The following is a 20,947-nucleotide window of genomic DNA, read 5'->3' as shown; positions in this document are numbered from 1 at the left end:
TTCCTTGGACACGTCCTTCAGGCCATGCCGGTCCGTATAGGTGCGCGCCAGCTTGGAGGCGATCTTGGTGCAATAGACGGGACCGGTCACCACCTTCAGGTGCAACCAGAACATGGCGATGTCGAAACGGCCAAAGTGGAAGATCTTGGTCACGGCCGGATCGGTCAGCAGGGCCTTGAGATTGGGTGCGTCATAGGTCGGCCGGTTGAGCCGCACCACGTGGGCGTCGCCGTCGCCAGCCGAGAGCTGCACCACGCAGAGCGGATCCCGCCCGAGACGCAGACCAAGGGTCTCGGAATCCACAGCCACCGCCGACGCCCCGGCGAGAGCGCCCTGCGGCAGATCGCCTTCATGCACGTAGGTGGTCACGTGGGGCGGGAGCTCCAAACAAGATCGCGCGCCTGAACGGCGCCGCAGTTTGGTCGGGTGTTTAGATGATCCTGCCGCGACCGGATAGGGGCGCGCCGCCGGCTCAGAGCTCGATCATGTCGAAGTCGGCTTTCGGCGTCCCGCAGAGCGGGCAAACCCAGTCGGGCGGAACATCGGCCCACCGCGTCCCCGGGGCGAGGCCCTCGGCCGGGTCTCCCGCCTCTTCCTCATAGAGATATCCGCAGGTGCGGCACTGCCATGCTTTGTAGGGCTGCGGCGTCATGTCTCAAGCCTCCGACAGGCCCGCGCCCCGCCGCCTTGATCCTGATCATTTCGCGCGGGCCAATGCCGTGGCCCGGTCCGCCGAACCGCTTCGCCGGCCTGAAGAGGGAGCCGCCATGATCTCCGCCGATATCGCCGCCACCATCATTGACCCCAAAGCCTATGCTGCGGGTCGACCGATCGACGAAGCCTTCGCCCGTCTGCGCGCCGAGTCGCCGCTCGACATCGCCCAGCCCGAAGGCTTCGATCCGTTCTGGGTCGTCACCCGGCAGGCCGACATCCGCGAGGTCGAGCTCAAGAACGAGCTCTTCCACAACGGCGACCGGTCGACCGTCCTGACCACCATCGAGGCCGACCGAAAGGTCCGCCAGATGATGGGTGGCTCGCCGCATCTGGTGCGCTCGCTTGTGCAGATGGACAATCCGGACCACGCCAACTATCGGCGCCTCACCCAGGGCTACTTCGCGCCGCAGAACCTGCGGGCGCTGGAGGACCGGATCCGGGAGATCGCACGCGGCTTCATCGATCGGATGGCGGCGCACGGCGGGCGCTGCGACTTCGCCAGGGACGTGGCGTTTCTCTATCCCCTGCATGTCGTGATGGAGGTGCTGGGCGTGCCGGAGGCCGACGAGCCGCGCATGCTCAAGCTGACCCAGGAGCTGTTCGGCAGCGCCGATCCCGAGCTCAACCGAACCCAGGCGACCGTCGCCGACACCGACGCGGCGCTTCAGAGCCTCCAGGGGACCGTCGCTGACTTCATGATGTACTTCAACGCCATGACCGAGGACCGACGCCGGAATCCCAGGCAGGACCTCGCCAGTCTGATCGCCAACGGACGGATCGAAGGCCAACCGCTCGGGCATCTCGAGGCCATGAGCTATTACATCATCGCCGCCACCGCCGGCCACGACACCACATCCAGTACGACGGCCGGGGCGATCTGGGCGATGGCCGAAAACCCGGCTCAGTTTCGCAAGGTCAAGAATGATCCCGCGTTGATTCGCGGCCTGGTCGAGGAATCGATCCGCTGGGAGACGCCCGTAAAGCACTTCATGCGAACCGCGACCGAGGACACCGAGCTCGCAGGTCGCAAGATCGCCAAGGGCGACTGGTTGTTCCTCTCCTACCCGTCAGGCAACCGCGACGAAGCGGTGTTCGATGACCCCTTCGCCTTCGACGTCACGCGGAGCCCCAACCGCCACATCGCGTTCGGCTACGGCGCCCATGTATGCCTCGGCCAGCACCTGGGTCGGATGGAGATGAGGGTGCTGTGGGAAGAACTGCTGCCGCGACTGGAATCCGTCGAGCTCGACGGCGAGCCCCGTCGAATGCAGGCCAGTTTCGTCTGTGGTCCGAAGTCGGTGCCGATCCGCTTCAGGATGCACTGACGGAAAAAGCCGCCCGTGTTCGCCGCTGAGGCTTCACCCGACCGGTGGTGCCCAGGAAAGGACTCGAACCTTCACGGCCGTTAAGCCACTGGCACCTGAAGCCAGCGCGTCTACCAATTCCGCCACCTGGGCCCGGTCCGTCGGATCGGGAGGCGGCTTCTTATGGCAAGGTCATGGTGGGGTCAACGACCTCTCCATGTTAGCGTTCGGCGGAATTCGGGAGACAGCGATGGCGCGGCGTTTGGCCCTGGTGACGGGCGCTTCGGCGGGGATCGGGGCGGCGTTCGCCCGCGCGCTCGCCGCCAGGGGGTGCGATGTGGCCCTGACCGCGCGCCGGACCGAACGGCTGACCGCGCTGGCGACCGAGATCGAGACCCGGCACGGCGTCTCGACCCGGGTGATCGCCGCCGACCTGGCCGACCCCGCCGCCCCCGCCGCGATCCTGGCCGCCCTGGCCGACCGCGGCCCGGCCCCTGATATCCTGATCAACAATGCGGGCTACGGCCTGCCCGGAACCTTCGCGGAGACGAGCTGGGCGGATCAGGCCGCCTTCATCCAGGTGATGATGACCGCCCCCTGCGAGCTGGCCCACCGTGTTCTGCCGGGCATGCGGGCGAGGCGCTATGGCCGGATCGTCAATGTCGCCTCCCTGGCCGGCCTGTTGCCGGGCGCCGCGGGCCACACGCTCTACGCCGCCTCCAAGGCCTTCCTGATCCGTTTCTCTCAGAGCCTGCACCTGGAAGCCGCCGCCAGCGGCGTCCACGTCACGGCGCTCTGCCCGGGTTTCACCTATTCAGAGTTTCACGACGCCAACGGCACCCGCGACCTCGTCACGTCCGGCACCGGCCGCTGGATGTGGCAGAGCGCCGAAGCGGTGGTCGCCGACGGCCTCTCCGCCGTGGAGGCCAATCGGCCGGTTCATACGCCCGGACTGCACAACCGCATGATCGCCGGCTTCGCCCGCCTGATCCCGGAGGGCGCGGCGCTCAGGCTCATGGCGTCGCAGGGCGCGCGCATCCGCAAGCTTTGAATTCAGGGCCCGTAGGGCTTGGCCACGCCGGGCCGGATGAAGCCCAGGGTGCTGTCGGCGAAGCCCGAAAGGATGAACTGCACCGCCAGCGCGCAGAGGATCAGGCCCAGAACCCGGACCACGATGGTCAGGCCGATTCGTCCCAGCAGCCGGGTGATGATCGGCGTCGCCAGGAACGCCAGCAGGGTCGAGAGCGCCACCGCCGCGATCACGCCCACGCCCACGACGGTGCCCTTAAGGCCATAGTCCCGCGCCTGGCTGGCGTAGATCACCACTGAGGAGATCGCTCCGGGACCGATCAGGAGCGGCATGGCGAAGGGCACGATCAACCGCTCAAACCGGCGCCGCGCATTGTCGGGTTCAGCCTCCGAGCCCGCCTGGCCGGCGTTGGCGAAGGTCGCGGCCATGTCGTTGCGGGCCATCTCCAGCCCCAGCAGGAACAGGATCACCCCGCCGGCGATCCGGAACGCCGGCAGCGAGATGCCGAAAAACTCCAGCAGCGACAGGCCCGTGAACCAGAAGAAGGTCAGGAACCCCAGCACGAACAGCGCCAGATAGATGGCGATGCGGGCGCGCACGGCCGCCGCCACCCCAGCCGTCGCGGCGGCGAACAGCGGCACGTTGCCGACCGGGTCGATCAACGCAAACAGGGCGACGAAGAAGTTGACCGCGAACTCGGCCTGGCTCATGCGTCGGACTTAGCCTGAATTTCCCCGGCGGGGCCACACCCGCCCTCAACGGAGCCCCGCCATGGCCGCCGCCGTGCTCGCGCAGACAGCTGTCCGCCACGATCCGCGCCTGATTGTGCCGCTCGATGCGCCCACGGTCGACGACGCCCGCGCCCTGGTCTCGACGCTGGGCGATGTGGTCAGTTTCTACAAGGTGGGCCTGGAGCTGTTCGCCGGCGGCGAGGGCATGACCCTGGCCCGCGAGCTCAAGGCCGCCGGCAAGCAGGTGTTCCTCGACTGGAAGCTGCACGACATCGGCGCGACGGTTCAGCGTTCGGCCGCCGTCCTGGCCGCATCCGGTTGCGATCTGCTGACCGTTCACGGCGAGCCCCAGGTGATGGCGGCGGCGGTCCGCGGCCGGGGCGGCTCCGGCCTCAAGGTCCTGGCTGTCACCGTTCTCACCAGCCTGTCCGACGAAGACCTCACCGAAGTCGGCTATCACGAGACCGCCCGCGCCCTGGTCGAGCGCCGCATCCATCAGGCCATCGCCGCGGGTTGCGACGGCGTGGTCGCCAGCCCGCAGGAAGCGGCGCTGGCCCGCGCGCTCGGCGGAAAGGACTTCCTGGTGGTGACTCCGGGCGTGCGGCCCGACTGGGCGGCGAAGAACGATCAGGCGCGCGTCGCCACGCCGCTTGAGGCGCTCAAGGCCGGCGCCAGCCACATCGTCTGCGGCCGCCCCATCACCGCCGCCAACGATCCCGAGGCCGCCGCCCGCCGGATCGTGGCGGAAATGGCGGGAGGATGAGGCCCGCCTACCTCCGAGGTCATTGATCGTCGGCGCCCTACGGACAACTCTGCGCTCCCAGACCCAAGCCGAACGGGGAACCCGCCGACATGACCGCCTTCCGCCTGATGCTCGCCGCCATGTTCCTGGTGCTGCTCGGCTACACCGCTATTGTCATCCAGGGACACGGCCTGAATCTGTTCGCGGTGTTCTTCGGCGACATGGCCAAGCTGGGCTGGCCCGGACAGTTCAACCTCGATTTCATGTTCATGCTGATGTTGTCGGCGACATGGGTGCTATGGCGCCATCGCTTCTCGCCGGCCGGCTTTGGGCTCGGCCTTCTGGCCTTCCTGGGCGGCGCTGCCTTCCTGACGGTCTATCTTCTGGTGCTCACCGCTCGCGGCGCCGACCCGAAGACGATCCTCCTGGGGCCCAATCGGGTCTGATCTCTACCTGAGGGGTTGGATCTCGATATCCCGGAACGCGATCGGGTGGCCCTCGCTCTGCAGGGCGATCCAGCGTCCGGGAAAGGCCGGATCGCCGTCGATCATGTCCCGCGCCAGGGGGTCGGTCGGGTCGAGTTCCACCTTGCGATAGCGCATCACCTCTTTGCCCTCGATCTTCTGGATCACCTCGCCGTCCGGCCGCACCTCCAGCTCCAGCCGCACCCAGCGCCCGTTGGGGATCGTCGGCCCCGTGGAGATCGTGCAATGCGCCTTGGCCCGGCCGTCGGCCAGGGTCACGTGGGTCCCGGGCGTGCAGACCGACCCTGTGGGCCGGGGGCCCGGCCCGTCGGCGCCCAGGATCTGAAACTCGACCGAAACCGGGAACGGCTGGCCCAGGCCCATCGCCTGCGGCGCGGGGGCGGCGAACATCACCCCGCTGTTGCTCCGCGCCCAGGCGGGCGTATCCGGAAGTGCGCCGGTCTCAAGCACCTTGTAGCGTAGCCGAAGCCGGTAGGCCGCCCACGGCATCTCCTGGAACAGGTGGCCGAAGCGGTTCCCGAACCGGTCATAGCCCGCATAGGAGACCACGATGGCCCGGTCCTCGACCCGGAACGTGTCCGCGAAGTTTTCACCCGCCGGATAGCCCAGGATCTTCGGGGTCCAGCCCTTCAGCGTGCGGCCGTCGAACAGCGGCTTCCAGCCTTGCGCCGCCGCAGGACCGGCCAGGCACGTCGCCGCCAGAACCAGGCCCGCCGCCAACCGTCGCATGTCAAATCCCCTTCCCGCCCTTGCGCGCGATGCGATCCCCTGAAACCCTCCGCGTCAACGGGGGAGACGGTAAGGGCGAATGGCCAATCTCAACACGCGCTGGCGCAAGGAAAACACCTATGACGCCATTGTCGTCGGCAGCGGCATCTCCGGCGGCTGGGCGGCCAAGGAACTCTCCGAGCGCGGCCTGAACGTTCTGGTTCTCGAGCGCGGTCCGATGGTGAAACACCTGGAAGACTATCCCACCGCGGCCACCAACCCCTGGGAGACGCAATATCCCAACGGCCAACTGCCCAAGGCCGAGATGGATGCGCGCTACAAGGTCCAGCAGCGCACCGGCTACACGATCACCGAGCACACCAGGCGCTTCTTCGTCCGCGATGACGAGAACCCCTACACCGAGACGGAACGCTTCGACTGGATACGCGGCTATCACGTGGGTGGCCGCTCCCTGCTCTGGGCGCGACAGAGCTATCGCCTTTCGGAAATGGATTTCTCAGCCAACGCCAGGGACGGCGTCGGCGTCGACTGGCCGATCCGCTATGCCGACCTCGCGCCCTGGTACGATCATGTCGAGCGGTTCGCCGGCATCAGCGGCCGCGCCGAGGGCCTGCCGCAGCTTCCCGACGGCGTCTTCCAGCCGCCGATGGAGTTCAACTGCGTCGAGGAGCACTTCAAGAGCAGGATCGAGAGCCGTTTCCCCGAGCGAAGGGTCACCATCGGCCGCACCGCCAATCTGACGGCGCCCACCGAGGAACAGATCGCGCTCGGACGCGGCCAGTGTCAGTACCGGAACCTGTGCATCCGAGGTTGCCCGTTCGGCGCCTATTTCAGCTCCAATTCCTCGACCCTGGTCGCAGCAGAGCGCACCGGCCGGATGAAGATTCGGCCGAACAGCATCGTCACCAGCCTGCTGCACGACGCGCGCAAGGATCGCGCCGACGGGGTGCGCATCCAGGACGCGGCCACCGGCGCGGAAGAGGAATTCTACGCCAAGGTGATCTTCGTCTGCGCCTCGGCCATCGGCACGGCGGCGATCCTGCTCAACTCGACCAGCCGCCGGTTCCCCAACGGCTTCGGCAACGGCTCCGACCAGGTTGGCCGCAACATCATGGACCATCATCTGGGCGTCGGCGCCCAGGCCGAGGTTCCGGGCTTCGAGGATCGCTACTATTCCGGCCGTCGCCCCAACGGCATCTATGTGCCCAGATTCCGAAACCTCGGAGACGCCGCGACGGCGCGGACCGATTTCATCCGCGGTTATGGCTATCAGGGCGGCGCGGCCCGGATGGGCTGGCAGCGCGGCGCGATGACGCCCGGGTTCGGCGCCGAGTGGAAGGAAGGGCTGACCCAGCCCGGCCCTTGGGGCATGCGTATCGGCGGCTTCGGCGAGATGCTGCCGCACCCCGACAATCGCATGACCCTGAACCCCGATCTCAAGGACAGGTACGACCTGCCCACGGTCACCTTCAATGTCCGCTTCCGCGAGAATGAAGCCGCCATGCGCAAGGACATGCAGGCCGCGGCGGTCGAGATGCTGGAGAGCGCCGGCTTCCGGAACGTGCGCGGTTTCGACACCCCGCCGGGCCCGGGTCTCGGCATCCACGAGATGGGGACCGCGCGCATGGGCCGCGATCCCAAGACCTCTGTGCTCAACGCCCACAACCAGATGCATGAGTGTCGCAACGTCTACATCACCGATGGTGCGGCCATGACCTCGTCGGCCTGCCAGAACCCCTCGCTGACCTATATGGCGCTGACCGCCCGGGCCTCAGCCCACGCCGTCGAGGCCGGACGGAGGGGCGAGCTGTGAGTCGCGCCATGTCCTCAACGACCCTCAACCGTCGCGCCGCCCTGGGCTTCGCCCTCGGCGCCTTGACCGTCCCGGGCTGGAGCCTGGCCCAGACCGGCCAGGCCTGGGCGCCCAAGGCCCTCACGCCTGCCCAGGCGCGCACGCTCGAGGCTTTCGTCGACACCCTGATCCCCGCCACCGGCACGCCCGGCGCCAAGGAAGCCGGCGTCGCGCGTTTCATCGACAAGGCGGTGGCCGACTGGTGCCCCCCCGCCCAGGCCGTCGCGATCCGCAACGGCCTCGACCGCGCCGAGGCCGACGCCCGAGCGGTCCATGGCAAGGCCTTCGCCGATCTCGACGCGCGTCAGAGGCGCGAGGTTGTGGCCGCCATGGAGCAGGACCCGAAGGCCGCCGCCGGCTACTTCAGCCTCAAGGATCTTACGGTGACCGGCTACTTCACCTCCGAGCCCGGAGCCACACTGGCGCTGCGCTATGATCCCATGCCCGGCGCCTACCGCGGCTGCGTGCCGCTCCGCGAAATCGGTCGCGCTTGGGCGACCTGATCACGGCGACTTGGGCCGGGGCGCGACGCGGCCTATGTCATGGCCATGGGTAAGCGCACGCCTCTCTTTCTTACCGCGCTGGCGCTGGCGGCGCCGCTGACGCTGGTGTCGGCGGTATCGCAGCCGGCCGCTGTCGCGCCGCCGACGGCCTCTGGCGACCAGGTGTTCGACGCCTGGGCCAGTGACTTCCAGCCGCGCGCCATCGCCGCCGGAATCTCGCCGGCCGTCTTCGCCCGGGAGTTTGCCGGGCTCACGCCGGAGCCGAGGGTCGCGGCGCTGGATTCGCGCCAGCCCGAGTTCTCCAAGCCCGTCGGCGACTACTTGAAGGGCGTGGTCACCGCCGATCGCGCCGCGATCGGACAGCGGCGCCGGGCCGACGTAGCCGAGTTCGGCGCCATCGAGGCGCGCTGGGGCGTATCGCGCGACATCCTGATCGGCATCTGGGCGTTGGAGAGCGGGTTCGGCGCCCTGCAGGGCGACACCGATGTGATACGCGCGCTGGCGACACTTGCCGCCGACGGCCGCCGCCGCGCCTGGGCCGAGGGAGAACTGATCGCGGCGCTCACGGTCATCCAGACCGGCGAACATCCCCGCGCATGGCTCAGGGGTTCCTGGGCCGGGGCCATGGGCCAGACCCAGTTCATCCCCTCCACCTTCCTGACGACCGCCGTCGATCACGATGGCGATGGGCGCCGCGACATATGGGGCTCCCGCGCCGACGCTCTGGCGTCCGCCGCCAACCTGCTCGCCAAGGCCGGGTGGACGCCGGGCCAGGACTGGGCGCGCGAGGTGATCGCGCCCCCGGGGTTCGACTTCAGCCTCACCGAGGGCCCGCGCGAGACGCCCGCCTGGTGGGCGGAACGGGGATTGCGCCGCGCCGACGGCCGCACCTGGCCCGCCGCCGACGCGGCCGCCAAGGCGCAGCTGGTCGCCCCGTCGGGCGCCGGAGGTCCGCTGTTCCTGTTGTTCCCCAATCACTTTGCCCTGCGCCAGTACAACAACAGCCTGGCCTACGCCCTGGGCGTCGGTCTCCTGGCCGATCGGTTCGCCGGCGCGCCGCCGATAGTCACCGCCTGGCCGGTCGAGGCGCCGCTGTCTCTGCGCGATCGGATGACCGCTCAGCGCGCGCTGAACGCGCTGGGCTTCGACGCCGGCCAGCCCGATGGGGTGGTGGGCCAGGGCACGCGCCGGGCGCTCCGGGCCTGGCAGAAGGCGCGCGGCCTCACCGCCGATGGCTATCTCTCGACCGAGATGGTGCAGAAGCTCGCCGCCGAGGCCGGCGCGAGCTGAGGCTCTAGAGATCGTCGCGCCCGGCGAGCACCGCCGCATCATGCTCCGCGGGCCGCGGATCGGCGTTGCGCAGGGCCGGATTGCGGAACGCATACACCAGCATCGCGCCCAACAGGCTGGAGCTGATCAGGAACGGCAGCGGGCCGTAGTGCTGGTAGAGAAACACAAAAGCCGGCGCGAGGATCACATTGATCCCGTTCACCGCCGCGATCAGCCCCGCCACCCGCGCCTGCTCGTCCATGTCGACCGCAATCGACGATCCCGCCGTAAAGCCGGGCCGGGCGAAGCCGAATCCGAGCGAGGCGATCGCATAGCCCGCCACCGCGCCATAGTAGCCCGGTGACAGGGCCACGATCAGGCTGCCCACCGCCGCCACCGCGACGCCCCAGCGCAGCAGCTGTCTGGGCGTCATCTCGAACATCCGGATCAGGCCCCATTGGGCGAGCAATCCGGCCACGGCGCCGAACATCATGGCGATGGCGATGAAGTACTGGGCCTGCATCGGGTTCATCGCCAGCTTGTCGATGATCAGAAAACCCAGCGTCTGGCCCAGCGCCGTCTGGCAGGTGGCGACGATGAATCCGTAGATCAGGAACGGCTGTACGCGCGGATCGCGCCACATCGGTTGCGCCTTGGGCGCGCCGGGTATCACCGGCCTGCGCGGTCGCTGGGATTCCGCCAGGGGCTTCTGGTCCGGCAGATAGCGCCAGACCACCATCAGCATGGCGAAGGCGATCAGCGAGAAGGTGTAAAGCGGCCCGGCCAGCCCGATCACCGGATAGACGAACAGCGGCGCCAGGAATGGCCCCACCACCGTGCCGAGGCCGAAGGCGCCGGCCAGACTGGCCATCGCCTGGGTGCGACCCTCCGGCGGCGTGCGCTCAGCCAGATAGGCCTGGGTCGCCGGATTGCTGGCGGCGCCGAAAAGCCCGAACATCGCCCGCGCCAGCAGAAACAGCACGAAGATCACCATCGGCGGCGCCCAATGCGCGAGGCCGGCGCTGACCACCGCGCCGCACAGCGCCATGGAGACCGCGAATCCGGCCAGTCCCACCAGCATCAGCGGCTTGCGGCCGTACCGGTCCGAAGCCCGCGCCCAGCCCGGCGAGGAAAACGCCCACAGCAGCGCCGAGAGCGAAAAGATCGCCGAGACCAGGGCGTCCGGAATCCCGATCGAGCGGCCGATGGCCGGCAGCACCGAGATCAGCCCGGTGTTGCCCATGGCGGTCGCCGCCGACACCGCGAAGATGATCGCGAATGAGCGGCGGGGAATCGTGGACGCGGGCGCGGACATGACGGCGCCGCTTTAGAGCGTCTTCCGAAGAGTGGGAACCGGTTTTCGGATGAAAAGACGATCTAACATTTTGATTTCGAGCCTTTTTCACTCCGTTCAGATGATTCCATCCGGACGGGAGACGCTCTCGGCCGCCCGGCGCCGGAGGGCCAGTCTACCCTTGCGGGGCATGGCCGGGCGGCCATAGTCGGACGCGGAGGCTCGGATGGGAGACAAGCTGTTGCGGCGATGGCGGATGGGGTTGATCGGCGGCGGGCCCGGGTCGTTCATCGGCCCCGTGCATCGCCTGGCCGCCGAAATGGATCGCGAGATCGAGCTGGTGGCCGGCGCCTTCTCCAGCGACCCGGGGCGCTCCCGCGAGGCCGGCGCCGGCTATCGAATAGATCCCGACCGCGCCTATGCCTCATGGAGCGAGATGATCGGCCGCGAGCGGGCGCGCGCGGACGGGATGGATTTCGTGGTCATCGCCACCCCGAACCATCTGCACCTGCCGGCCGCGCTCGAAGCCCTGGATGCGGGCCTGGCGGTGATGAGCGACAAGCCGATGACGGCCACCCTCGCGGAGGCCGTCGCCCTGGCGGCGCGGGCGGCCCAGGGCGCGCGACCCTATCGGCTGACCTACACCTATGGCGGTTATCCGCTGGTGCGCGAGGCGCGACGGCTCGTCGCCGAGGGTCGCCTGGGTTCGATCCGCAAGATCGTGGTCGAGTACAGCCAGGGCTGGCTGGCCCGCCCCGTCGAGGCGGAGGGCGCGAAACAGGCGGGATGGCGGACCGATCCGGCGCAGGCGGGCGCCGGCTGCATCGGCGACATCGGCGTGCACGCCTTCCATCTGGCTGAGTTCGTGAGCGGGCGGCGCGTGGCCCGGATCTGCGCCGACCTCAACACCCTGGTCGCCGGCCGGCGGGTGGATGACGACTGCAACGCGCTCCTTCGCTTCGACAATGGGGCGACCGGCGCGCTGGTCGCCTCGCAGATCGCGGTCGGCGAGCGCAATCGGCTGCATCTGCGCCTCTATGGCGAGCGCGCCTCGCTGGAGTGGCGCCAGGAGAGCCCCAACACCCTCTCGATCCGCGACCTCGACGGAACCGAAACGATCCTTCACGCCGGGACCGCGATGGGGCCTGACGCGATGGCCGCGACGCGCCTGCCGGCCGGGCACCCTGAGGGCTATCTGGAGGCCTTCGCCAATCTCTATCGCGACTTCGCCCGCCTGCTGGGCGGCGAGGATAACGGCCTGCTGGCCGACGCCCATGAAGGCCTGCGCGGCATGGCCTTCATCCACGCCGCCCAGACCGCGGGCGGCGCCTGGACCGACCTGGAGCTACCCGCATGAAGACCATAAAGGGCCCGGCGATATTCCTGGCCCAGTTCGCCGGCGCCGAGCCGCCCTTCGACACGCTGGACAATATCGCCGCCTGGGCCTCCGGCCTGGGGTTCGAGGGCGTGCAGATCCCCACCTGGGAGGGCCGCTTGTTCGATCTCGCCCGCGCGGCGGAGAGCCGGACCTATTGCGACGAGGTGAAGGGCCGCCTCGCCGCGCACGGCCTCCAGATCACCGAGCTGACCACCCACCTGCAGGGCCAGCTGGTGGCGGCGCATCCCGCCTATGACGCCCTGCTGGACGGCTTCGCGGCCGAACAGGTGCGCGGCGATCCGGTCGCGCGCCAGGCCTGGGCGGTGGAGCAGGTCAAGCTTGCGGCCCGCGCTTCCGCCAATCTGGGCCTCAAGACCGCGGTCAGCTTTTCGGGCGCGCTGGCCTGGCCGTTCCTCTATCCGTTCCCGCAGCGCCCGCCGGGCCTGATCGAAGAGGCCTTCGCCGAACTGGCCCGCCGCTGGCGACCGATCCTCGACGTCTACGACGCGCACGGCGTTGACCTCGCCTACGAGATTCACCCGAGCGAAGACCTGCACGACGGGGTGACCTTCGAGCGGTTCCTGGAGGCGGTGGGCGGCCATCCCCGCGCCAACATCCTCTATGATCCCAGCCACTTCGTGCTGCAGCACCTGGACTATCTGGCCTTCCTCGACATCTACCGCGACCGCATCAGGGCGGTGCACATCAAGGACGCTGAGTTGCGCTATGACGGCCGTTCCGGCGTCTATGGCGGCTATCAGGCCTGGATCGACCGACCCGGACGTTTCCGGTCCCTCGGCGACGGTCAGGTCGATTTCAAAGCCATCTTCTCCAGGCTGGCGGCCATGGACTTCGACGGATGGGCGGTTCTGGAATGGGAATGCTGCCTCAAGCACCCCGAAGACGGCGCGCGTGAGGGCGCCGCCTTCATTCGCGATCACATTATTCGCGTCGCCGACCGCGCCTTCGACGACTTCGCCGCGGCGGGCTCCGACCCGGCGCTGAACCGGGCCGTGCTCGGGATCTGAAGTCCCTCCCCGAAGCGCAGGGGAGGGCTGGCGCGCGATCTCAGCTGTTCAGCGTGCGCTGTTCGTTGGCGGCCTTGGTCATGGCCAGGGCCACGAGACGGTCCCAGCCGACCAGGCTCAGCAGGTGGGCGTAGATTTGGGCCAGGGCGCCGTTGTCGCGCAGTTCGATGAACTTATCCTGCGGGATCTTGTTCAGCTTCTCCTCTGAGACGCCGAAGTACTCCGCGATCTTCTGGGTCTCGCCGGGGGTGCCGTCCGGATTGGCCGGTGTGAAGGTGGCTTCCTTGGTCTCGAACAGGTCGAGATCCTTGAGGATCTGCACGAAGCTCATCGTGCGCTGCCGCTCGACCTCGAAGTTGTTGCAGAACTCGATGCAGTTCTTGGTGTACTCGGTGGGCTCGCCGGCGGCGTCGAAGAACGCCATGTCATAGTCCTTGTCGACGATGAACTCGGCGGCGCGGTCAATGCACAGCACCATCTGCTTGTTGGCGTCGTCATTGGCGAACACGAACGGATAGCGGCGCACATAGGCCGGCACATAGATGCCGCTCTCGAAGGTGCCGTCGTCGCGCACGAACATGTTCTCGCCGGCGTTCAGGCCCATCACCGCGATCGGCAGCTTCTCGTCGCCCACGAAGATGATCGGGCCGGTCACAGCGGCCAGCGGGAACTCGCCCACCGTCAGCGGAATCGCGTGGCCGACGCGGGCGAAGCCGAACGGGCCGTCCATGCGCTTCACGCCGATCTTGCCGTGCAGCTCTTTGGCCAGCGGCTCAGGCTTGGAATAGAACAGGACGTTGCCAGAGAGTTGGCCGGGGGGCGTGGGGGCTTGCGACATAGATGGGCCTTCGAAACACATGGGTGGGCGGCGCGGCCCGTTTGCCGCGGGCGCGCAAGGTCGCCGCTCATAGCCGATAGGGTCGCCTGCGGCAAACCCCGCCCGCCCGAACCGGTTGCAAGGCGCTCGGTGAGAGGCCACCTTTGGATCATGCGAACCCTGGCTCTCCTTACGCTTCTCGCCGCGGCCGCAGCCGCTCAACCCGCCGCCGCCGCAACCAGGACCGCCGTCTTTGCGGGCGGCTGTTTCTGGTCTGTGGAGAAATTCTTCGAGGCGACGCCGGGGGTGACCTCCGCCGTCTCGGGCTATGCGGGCGGCGCCAGCGCCAACCCGACCTATGAGAACCACTCAGGCCACCTCGAGGCGGTCCGCGTCACCTATGACCCGGACAAGATCAGCTACGCCCAGCTGGTCGAGCGCTTCTACCGCAACATCGACCCCACCGATCCCAACGGCCAGATCTGCGACAAGGGGCCGTCCTATCGGACCGCCGTGTTCGTCTCCAACGCCACGGAGCGTCAGGTGGCGGAGGCCGAGAAGGCGCGGGTGGAAAAGCTGCTGGGCGCGCGGGTGACGGTCACCACGCGCAACGCCGCCCCGTTCTGGATGGCCGAGGGCTATCACCAGGACTTCGCCAAGAAGAACCCGGTCCAGTATGAGCGCTACCGCATCGGCTGCGGCCGCGACCGCGCCCTCAAGGTGGTGTGGGGCGGTCTGGCAGGCCGCTGATCGGATCACGCGGCCGGGGCGCGAAGCCCTCGCCGATGAACATCTCCAGCCTGCGCCGGCGTTCCGGATCGAGCCGCACCGAGCCGATCTCCAGCCCCGAGGCGCGGGCGAAGTCAGCCTCCATCTCGGCGCGGCGCCAGCCCTCGAAGCTCACCGCGAGAACCCGGCCGCCGATCGCCGGCGTCAGCGGCGCCACGGTCTCCGCCTGGTTGCGCGGTCCCTCCATCAGGAGCCAGCTGACCAGCGGCGGGGCCCCGGCCTCGAACGCCGCGCGGCCGTAGTAGGCCGTGGCGTAGAACAGGAAGCGGTTGTTCACCGCGATGGCGGTCACCGCCGGGTCCCGCGCCGCCCGATCCAGGATCAGATCCGCCGTGTCGGACCAGCCCCGGGCGCGCTTCAGACCGTTCGACAGGCCCAGTTGGTCCGCCAGCGTCGGCGACACCACGAAGGTCAGGAAGGCGGCCGCGATCGCCCCCTGGAGCGCCAGCCCGCCGATCAGCCAGCGCCGCGCCCGCCAGCGCAGCAGCCACGCCGCCACCAGCACCGAGCCCGCCAGATAGCCCGCGCCCGACCAGTTGGCGTTGGCCCGGCTGATGAACGCCTGACCGCAGACGATCAGCAGCGGCGGCAGCGTGAAGCAGATCAGCAGCAGATCCGGCGCCGCCAGCCTGCGCGTCCGGATCGCCAGAACGATCCCCACCGCCAGCGCGCCCATCGGAACGGGTCCGAAGACGCCAAACTGCGACCCCACGAAGCCGGCCAGCTCGGAGACGTTGAACAGCTGCACCCCGCTCCAGGCGGCGTTGGAGGCGGTGTGCTCGAAGGTGGCGAAGCCGTGGGTCGCGTTCCAGGCCAGGTTTGGCGCCAGCGTCGTCAAGAGCGCCGCAAGGAACAGGGCCAGGTCGAGGGGTCGCCAGGCAGACCGCGCCTCGGCCGAGACAGCCGCGTGAAGGATCAACCCGATCACCGCATAGACGGCGGCGTACTTCGACAGGAACGCCAACCCAAGCGCCAGCCCCATGGCCAGCGCGAACCCCGCCTTGCGCCCGCCCTCGGACCGGAGCCAGACCACGTAGCTCCACAGGAACAGCCCCAGGAAGAACAGCAGCGGCGCATCGGTGGCCGCCACCAGGGCCGAAAGCTGGACGCCGGGCATCAGCGCATAGAGCGCCGCGCCGGCCAGCCCCACCCGCGCGTCTAACAGCCGGCGGCCGATCAGGAACACCATCACCGCCGCGCCCGCCTGGAACAGCGTCGCCGAGAGCCGCACCCAGGCCTCCGCGTCGCCGCCGATGGCGGTGGTCGCCCAGATCGCCCAGGCGATCATCGGCGGCTTGGAGAAGTAGCCGAACGCCAGTTCGCGCGACCACAGCCAGTACTGCGCCTCGTCCGGATAGAGCTCCAGCGGTGTCACAAACAGCGCCACCAGCCGCACAAGGGTCAACGCCGCGACCAGCATCACGGCGTCGCGCAGGCTGTCCGGTCTGGCGGGGGTGGGTTGCACGACGACCATCGGCCTCCAGCCTAGAGCCTGCCGGCTTCAGACGGAACGTCTGAAGGTGATCCAGCAGGCTCGACTCTTTGCAGGGCGAGCACGATGCAGCGAGCCGACGACCCCCTCTGATCGCATCCTGCTCTCGCTCACGTCGCCGCGCTTCGGGATGCCGCGAAATCGGGCGTCGGCGGGCGCTGCTGTGGCGCCGGCGCCGCATTGTGACAGCGCGTGTCAAAACGTAATAAAACGGTCACCAACGGGGCTGGAATTGGCGTTATAGGCCCCCCAACGCGGTCGCAGTCTCTAGTCGAGGCCGAGGGTCGACCGATCCATGAGAGGGGTTTTCCATGACGACGAAACTGAGCCGGGCGCTCTGTGCGACGACGGCCCTGGCCACAGGCCTGCTGATGGCTGGCGGAGCGTTGGCCCAATCGACGGGCACCACGATCGTGGAAGAACTGGTGGTGACCGGCAGCACGGGACCCCGGAACGTCGACGGCGCAATCGTGGCGATTGAGGAGCCCAAGTCGCGCGCCTCGGTCACTGCGGAATTCATCAGCCGGCAAGCGCCAGGGCAGTCGATCCTTGACACGATCAATCTGCTGCCGGCGGTGAACTTCACCAACAACGACGCCTACGGGTCGGCCGGCGGCGACATCACCATCCGCGGCTTCGACAGCCAGCGCGTTGCGCTGCTGCAGGACGGCGTCCCGCTGAACGACAGCGGCAACTACGCCATCTTCCCGAACCAGCAGCTCGAGTCGGACCTGATTGATCGGGTCACCGTCAACCTCGGCACGACCGATGTCGACAGCCCGACCGCCGCGGCCGCCGGCGGCACGATCAACTACATCACCAAGCGGGCCGCCCGCGAGTTCGGCGTCCGGACCGAGATCGGCTACGGCGGCAGCGACTTCCGCCGCTACTACGCGACGATCGAAAGCGGCGAGTTCGGCCCGTTCGGGACCCGGATGTGGGTCTCGGGCCTGTACACACGCAACGACCTGGTGAAGCCGCACAATTCGCCCATCTCGCCGGCCGGCGAGATCCAGAAGAAGCAGTTCAACGCGCGGATCGACCAGGACTTCGGCGACATCGGCCAAGCCAGCCTGTTGTTCAACTACAACCAGAACCGCAACAATTTCATCAACCGGATCAACCTGGCGACCTTCCAGCGTCAGGGCCTGACCGCGGCGGGCGCACCGGACACATCCCTCGTGGCCGCCACGAGCTGCGCACGGCCCACGCCGGCGGGCGGCACGGCCCAGGTGGACAACTCCGCGGGCTTCGCCTGCCCCACGGGCTACTATGACTTCAACATCAACCCCTCCAACACCGGCAACATCAGGGGTCTTTCGAGCTGGAATCTTGGCGAGCAGATCACGCTGACCTTCGACCCCTCGTTCCAGTATGTGCTTGCCAACGGCGGCGGCGCGCAGGCGTTCCCCGAAACGGATCGTCAGCTGCGCGGGAACACCGCCGCGCTTGGGGTCGACCTCAACGGTGACGGCGACATCCTCGACACCGTCTACCTCTACCGTCCCAACACCACCAACACGCGCCGCTACGGCGTCACCTCATCGCTGATCTGGAAGTTCGACGACAACCAGAGCGTACGGGTGGCCTACACCTTCGACCGCGCCAAGCACCGCCAGACGGGCGACGCCGGTTACATCGAACAGGACGGCACGCCCGAAAACGTGTTCGGCGGCAAGGACGGTCAGGGTCGCGTTGTGGCGCTGCCCGACAACACCAACCTGCGCCGTCGCGACCGTCTCTCGGTCGCGTTGCTGAACCAGGTGTCAGCCGAGTACCGGGGTCGGTTCCTGGAAGACAAACTGTTGGTCAACGTCGGCGTGCGGGCGCCGTTCTTCAAGCGCGAGCTGAACAACTACTGCTTCCAGCAGAACACCTTCAACGCTCTGTGCACCACGACGATCCCGACGCCGGTTCCCGGCACCAATGACGGAACGGGTCGCCCTCTGGTGACCTTCCCGGCCAGCACCCTGAATGGCAGCGGCGGCACGCTGCGCTACGGCAACCCGCGCTCGTTCACCCGCAAGTACGATGACGTCCTGCCCAACGTTGGCGCCAGCTACGACATCACCGATAATCTCTCAGTCTACGCCAGCTACGCCGAGACCATCTCGGTTCCGCGGACGGATGACTTGTACGATCAGATCCTGGTTGATCCGGGCCCTGAAACCAGCAAGACCTTCGACCTGGGCGTTCGCTACCAGACCGGTGCGTTCCTGGTATCGGCGGCCATCTATCGGACCAACTTCAATAACCGCATCGAGCGTGTGCTTGATGAACCCTCGGGCATCGCGTTCTCGCAGAACGTCGGCGACGTAGAGAACCAGGGTTTCGACGCTCAGATCGGATGGAAGCCGATCGATACTCTTAGCATCTATGCGTCCTACTCTTACATCGACTCCGAGATCCAGCAGGACATTCCGAACGCCGTGGCCGGCGTTCTGCCGACCAAGGGCAAGCAGATCTACGAGACGCCTAAGAATCAGGGCGCGGTCCGCGTCCAGTACGATGCGACCGAGTGGCTGAGCCTCGGGGCCCAGGCCAAGTGGGTCGGCGATCGGTTCACGAACCTCGTGAACACCGAGAGGTTCAGAGGCTATGAGCTGGTGGACTTCGACGCTCGCATCAAGCTTAGCCAGGCCGGCCTGGCGAAAACGCACCTGCAGTTCAACGTGCGGAACGCCTTTGATAAGCGCTACCTGGGCGACATCTCGGCGAACCTGACGGGCACCGCGGTGGGGCAACCCGGCTACCGCCGGACATTCGTCGCCACGATCCGCGCCGAATTCTGAGCCAGACGATCTTGCGAAATGGGGCGGTCGCAGCGATGCGGCCGCCCTTTTTCGTGCCCCGCTTGACGCAGCCCCCGCGCAGGGCCATTTGCGCGCGCCTTGCCGGGAGAGGGTGATGGACTTCGTGGTTCCGCCGGAGTGGGCGCCGCACAGGGCGATGTGGCTGGGGTTCCCCAGCCATGCGGAGCTGTGGGAGGACGATCTCGCCCCCGCCCGGGCCGAGGTCGTGGCCCTGGCCCGCGCCCTGGCCGGCCCCGGCGGCGAACAGGTCCGGCTGATGACCGGCTCCGACGAGGGCGAAGCGGCCGCCCGCGCCCTGCTGGGCGGCGAGGCCGGGATCGAGATCGTCCCCGGCCGGTTCGGTGATATCTGGCTGCGCGACACCGGGCCGATCTTCGCCGGCGGCGCCGCCCACGCGTTCCGGTTCAACGGCTGGGGCGGCAAGTACGACCTGCCGCACGACGACGAGGTCGCGGCGCAGATCGCCGAGGCGGCCGGCGCATCCCGCGTCGACCATCCCTTCGTGCTGGAGGGCGGCGCGGTGGACCACGACGGCTTGGGAACCATCCTCACCACCGACCAGTGCGTGCTGAACCCCAACCGCAATCCCGGCTGGACCGCCGCCGACGCCGAGGCCGCCCTGGCCCGGAGCCTGGGCGCCCGCAAGGTGCTGTGGCTCGGCGAGGGCCTGCGCAACGACCACACCGACGGCCACGTCGACAATCTCGCCCGCTTCGTCGCCCCGGCCACGGTGGTGATCCCGGTGGCCTGGGGCCGCGGCGATCCCAACGCCGAGGCCTATGACGACGCCGCGCGCCGTCTAGCCGGCATGACCGACGCCGAGGGCCGCAAGCTCAAGGTCCACCGCATCCCGTCCCCCGGCTGGTTCGAGGGACCGGACAAGGATGGCCCGATCCCAGCCAGCCACATGAACTTCCTGATCGCCAACCGGGCGGTGATCGTGCCCACCTATGTGGAACAGCCCGGCGCCTTCGCCGTGGAGGCCCTGAAGCAGGTGTTCCCCGACCGCGCGGTGATCGGGCTCCCCTCCACCGCCTTGCTTTCCGGCGGCGGCTCGTTCCACTGCATCACCCAGCAGGAGCCGGCCTGATGCCCCGCCAGATCACCGTCGCCGCCCTGCAGAGCGCCTACGGCGCCGATAGGGCCGCCAACATCGCCCGCACCGCAGACCTGATCCGCGAGGCCGCCGGCCAGGGCGCCCAGGTGATCCTGCCGTCCGAGCTGTTCCAGGGCCCTTATTTCTGCGTCGCTCAGGAGGAGCGCTGGTTCGCGGAGGCCCACCCCTGGCGCGAGCACCCCTGCGTCACCGCGCTCGCCCCGCTGGCGGCCGAACTGGGCGTGGTGATCCCGATCTCGATCTTCGAGCGCGAAGGGCCCCACTACTTCAACAGCCTGGTGATGGCCGACGCCGACGGCGCGCTGCTCGGCGTCTATCGCAAGAGCCATATCCCCGACGGCCCGGGCTATATGGAGAAGTACTACTTCCGCCCCGGCGATACGGGCTTCCGGGTCTGGGACACCCGTTTCGGCCGCCTCGGCGTCGGCATCTGCTGGGACCAGTGGTATCCGGAGTGCGCGCGGGCCATGGCGCTGATGGGCGCCGAGGTGCTGCTCTATCCCACCGCCATCGGCTCCGAGCCGCATGACGCCAGCCTCGACACGGCGCTCCCCTGGCGGCGCGCCATGCAGGGCCACGCGGTTTCCAACGTGATCCCGGTGGTGGGCGCCAACCGCACCGGCTTCGAGCCCTGGGACGGCTATCCCAACGGCGGCCAGGGCTTCTACGGCTCCAGCTTCATCGCCGACCACCGGGGCGATCTGGTCGGCGACATGGGCCGCGACGATCAGGGCGTGATCACAGCAACCTTCGACCTCGACTTTCTGGCCGCCCACCGCGCCGCCTGGGGCTTTTTCCGCGACCGCCGCACCGACCTCTACGGGGCGCTTACGGCCCCCAGACCTGCTTGATGGGGCCCG

Annotated in this window: 19 protein-coding genes, 1 tRNA gene and 1 pseudogene; 13 read left to right on the top strand and 8 right to left on the bottom strand. The window is 68.3% G+C overall.

Going from position 1 to position 20,947, the window contains the following annotated elements; translation table 11 throughout:
* Both ACIQ3R_RS01970 and ACIQ3R_RS01965 read right to left on the bottom strand, forming a co-directional pair.
* Nucleotides 1–369 (bottom strand): annotated as a pseudogene (locus ACIQ3R_RS01970) (ribonuclease D); the annotation flags it as partial.
* 103 nt (nt 370–472) lie between these two features.
* The gene (locus ACIQ3R_RS01965; protein WP_397414488.1) at nt 473–652 is read right to left on the bottom strand and encodes a rubredoxin; all 180 of its coding nucleotides are present in this window, start codon (nt 650–652) and stop codon (nt 473–475) included.
* 115 nt (nt 653–767) lie between these two features.
* Between ACIQ3R_RS01965 and ACIQ3R_RS01960 the strand changes: the two genes are divergently transcribed.
* Nucleotides 768–2,039 carry a cytochrome P450 gene (locus ACIQ3R_RS01960; RefSeq protein ID WP_397414486.1) on the top strand — a complete coding sequence of 424 codons (1,272 nt, stop codon included), beginning with the start codon at nt 768–770 and terminating at the stop codon, nt 2,037–2,039.
* A 45-nt stretch (nt 2,040–2,084) separates the two neighbouring features.
* On the opposite strand, the gene ACIQ3R_RS01955 is transcribed toward ACIQ3R_RS01960, so the two are convergent.
* Nucleotides 2,085–2,171 (bottom strand) — tRNA-Leu (locus tag ACIQ3R_RS01955).
* A gap of 97 nt (nt 2,172–2,268) precedes the next feature.
* Here ACIQ3R_RS01955 and ACIQ3R_RS01950 point away from each other — a divergent pair.
* Nucleotides 2,269–3,069: an SDR family NAD(P)-dependent oxidoreductase gene (locus ACIQ3R_RS01950; RefSeq protein WP_397414484.1), complete on the top strand. Its 801-nt coding sequence runs from the start codon at nt 2,269–2,271 to the stop codon at nt 3,067–3,069.
* Nucleotides 3,070–3,071: 2 nt separating this feature from the next.
* Here the strand turns inward: ACIQ3R_RS01950 and ACIQ3R_RS01945 are convergent, their stop codons facing one another.
* Nucleotides 3,072–3,758, bottom strand: coding sequence for a MarC family protein (locus ACIQ3R_RS01945; RefSeq protein ID WP_397414481.1), 687 nt, complete (start codon nt 3,756–3,758; stop codon nt 3,072–3,074).
* Nucleotides 3,759–3,819: 61 nt separating this feature from the next.
* Between ACIQ3R_RS01945 and pyrF the strand changes: the two genes are divergently transcribed.
* Both pyrF and ACIQ3R_RS01935 read left to right on the top strand, forming a co-directional pair.
* Nucleotides 3,820–4,542, top strand: coding sequence for an orotidine-5'-phosphate decarboxylase (pyrF, locus tag ACIQ3R_RS01940; RefSeq protein WP_397414479.1), 723 nt, complete (start codon nt 3,820–3,822; stop codon nt 4,540–4,542).
* A gap of 89 nt (nt 4,543–4,631) precedes the next feature.
* Entirely contained in the window at nt 4,632–4,967 is a 336-nt protein-coding gene (locus ACIQ3R_RS01935; protein WP_397414477.1) for a hypothetical protein, read from the top strand.
* Nucleotides 4,968–4,970: 3 nt separating this feature from the next.
* Here the strand turns inward: ACIQ3R_RS01935 and ACIQ3R_RS01930 are convergent, their stop codons facing one another.
* Nucleotides 4,971–5,735, bottom strand: a complete 765-nt coding sequence (locus tag ACIQ3R_RS01930) for a DUF1080 domain-containing protein (protein WP_397414475.1) — start codon at nt 5,733–5,735, stop codon at nt 4,971–4,973.
* Between the two features lie 79 nt (nt 5,736–5,814).
* Here ACIQ3R_RS01930 and ACIQ3R_RS01925 point away from each other — a divergent pair, with 79 nt between their 5' ends.
* From ACIQ3R_RS01925 to ACIQ3R_RS01915, 3 genes are read left to right on the top strand one after another with little or no spacing between them, the layout of a single operon-like run.
* Nucleotides 5,815–7,548, top strand: coding sequence for an FAD-dependent oxidoreductase (locus ACIQ3R_RS01925; protein WP_397414473.1), 1,734 nt, complete (start codon nt 5,815–5,817; stop codon nt 7,546–7,548).
* Between the two features lie 8 nt (nt 7,549–7,556).
* Nucleotides 7,557–8,090, top strand: a complete 534-nt coding sequence (locus ACIQ3R_RS01920) for a gluconate 2-dehydrogenase subunit 3 family protein (RefSeq protein WP_397414471.1) — start codon at nt 7,557–7,559, stop codon at nt 8,088–8,090.
* A 39-nt stretch (nt 8,091–8,129) separates the two neighbouring features.
* Nucleotides 8,130–9,380, top strand: a complete 1,251-nt coding sequence (locus ACIQ3R_RS01915) for a lytic murein transglycosylase (RefSeq protein ID WP_397414468.1) — start codon at nt 8,130–8,132, stop codon at nt 9,378–9,380.
* A 4-nt stretch (nt 9,381–9,384) separates the two neighbouring features.
* On the opposite strand, the gene ACIQ3R_RS01910 is transcribed toward ACIQ3R_RS01915, so the two are convergent.
* Nucleotides 9,385–10,674, bottom strand: coding sequence for an MFS transporter (locus tag ACIQ3R_RS01910; protein ID WP_397414465.1), 1,290 nt, complete (start codon nt 10,672–10,674; stop codon nt 9,385–9,387).
* Nucleotides 10,675–10,879: 205 nt separating this feature from the next.
* Here ACIQ3R_RS01910 and ACIQ3R_RS01905 point away from each other — a divergent pair, with 205 nt between their 5' ends.
* On the top strand, nt 10,880–12,010 hold the full coding sequence (locus tag ACIQ3R_RS01905) for a Gfo/Idh/MocA family protein (protein WP_397414462.1): 1,131 nt from the start codon (nt 10,880–10,882) through the stop codon (nt 12,008–12,010).
* Complete coding sequence (locus tag ACIQ3R_RS01900; protein ID WP_397414459.1) at nt 12,007–13,059, top strand: sugar phosphate isomerase/epimerase family protein; 1,053 nt, start codon at nt 12,007–12,009, stop codon at nt 13,057–13,059. Before ACIQ3R_RS01905 ends, ACIQ3R_RS01900 begins: the two co-directional genes overlap by 4 nt.
* A 40-nt stretch (nt 13,060–13,099) precedes the next feature.
* Here the strand turns inward: ACIQ3R_RS01900 and ACIQ3R_RS01895 are convergent, their stop codons facing one another.
* A complete protein-coding gene (locus ACIQ3R_RS01895) occupies nt 13,100–13,897 on the bottom strand; it encodes a SapC family protein (RefSeq protein ID WP_397414456.1) in 798 nt (265 codons plus the stop codon).
* 150 nt (nt 13,898–14,047) lie between these two features.
* Here ACIQ3R_RS01895 and msrA point away from each other — a divergent pair, with 150 nt between their 5' ends.
* Nucleotides 14,048–14,626, top strand: a complete 579-nt coding sequence (msrA, locus tag ACIQ3R_RS01890; protein WP_397414453.1) for a peptide-methionine (S)-S-oxide reductase MsrA — start codon at nt 14,048–14,050, stop codon at nt 14,624–14,626.
* On the opposite strand, the gene ACIQ3R_RS01885 is transcribed toward msrA, so the two are convergent.
* Nucleotides 14,592–16,130, bottom strand: coding sequence for an ArnT family glycosyltransferase (locus tag ACIQ3R_RS01885; RefSeq protein WP_397414450.1), 1,539 nt, complete (start codon nt 16,128–16,130; stop codon nt 14,592–14,594). The genes msrA and ACIQ3R_RS01885 overlap by 35 nt on opposite strands.
* Before the next feature lie 338 nt (nt 16,131–16,468).
* Between ACIQ3R_RS01885 and ACIQ3R_RS01880 the strand changes: the two genes are divergently transcribed.
* From ACIQ3R_RS01880 to aguB, 3 genes are all read left to right on the top strand, one after another.
* Nucleotides 16,469–18,949 carry a TonB-dependent receptor gene (locus tag ACIQ3R_RS01880; protein ID WP_397414447.1) on the top strand — a complete coding sequence of 827 codons (2,481 nt, stop codon included), beginning with the start codon at nt 16,469–16,471 and terminating at the stop codon, nt 18,947–18,949.
* 115 nt (nt 18,950–19,064) lie between these two features.
* Entirely contained in the window at nt 19,065–20,060 is a 996-nt protein-coding gene (locus ACIQ3R_RS01875) for an agmatine deiminase family protein (RefSeq protein ID WP_397414444.1), read from the top strand.
* On the top strand, nt 20,060–20,938 hold the full coding sequence (gene aguB / locus ACIQ3R_RS01870) for an N-carbamoylputrescine amidase (protein WP_397414441.1): 879 nt from the start codon (nt 20,060–20,062) through the stop codon (nt 20,936–20,938). The genes ACIQ3R_RS01875 and aguB overlap by 1 nt, the downstream gene beginning before the upstream one ends.
* The last annotated feature ends 9 nt before the right edge of the window (nt 20,939–20,947 follow it).

It is taken from the genome of Phenylobacterium sp. (assembly GCF_044371015.1).
In the GTDB taxonomy this organism is placed as follows: Bacteria; Pseudomonadota; Alphaproteobacteria; order Caulobacterales; family Caulobacteraceae; genus Phenylobacterium.
Note: the sequence above shows the minus strand (reverse complement) of the source record. Positions and strands in the feature narration are given on the sequence as shown.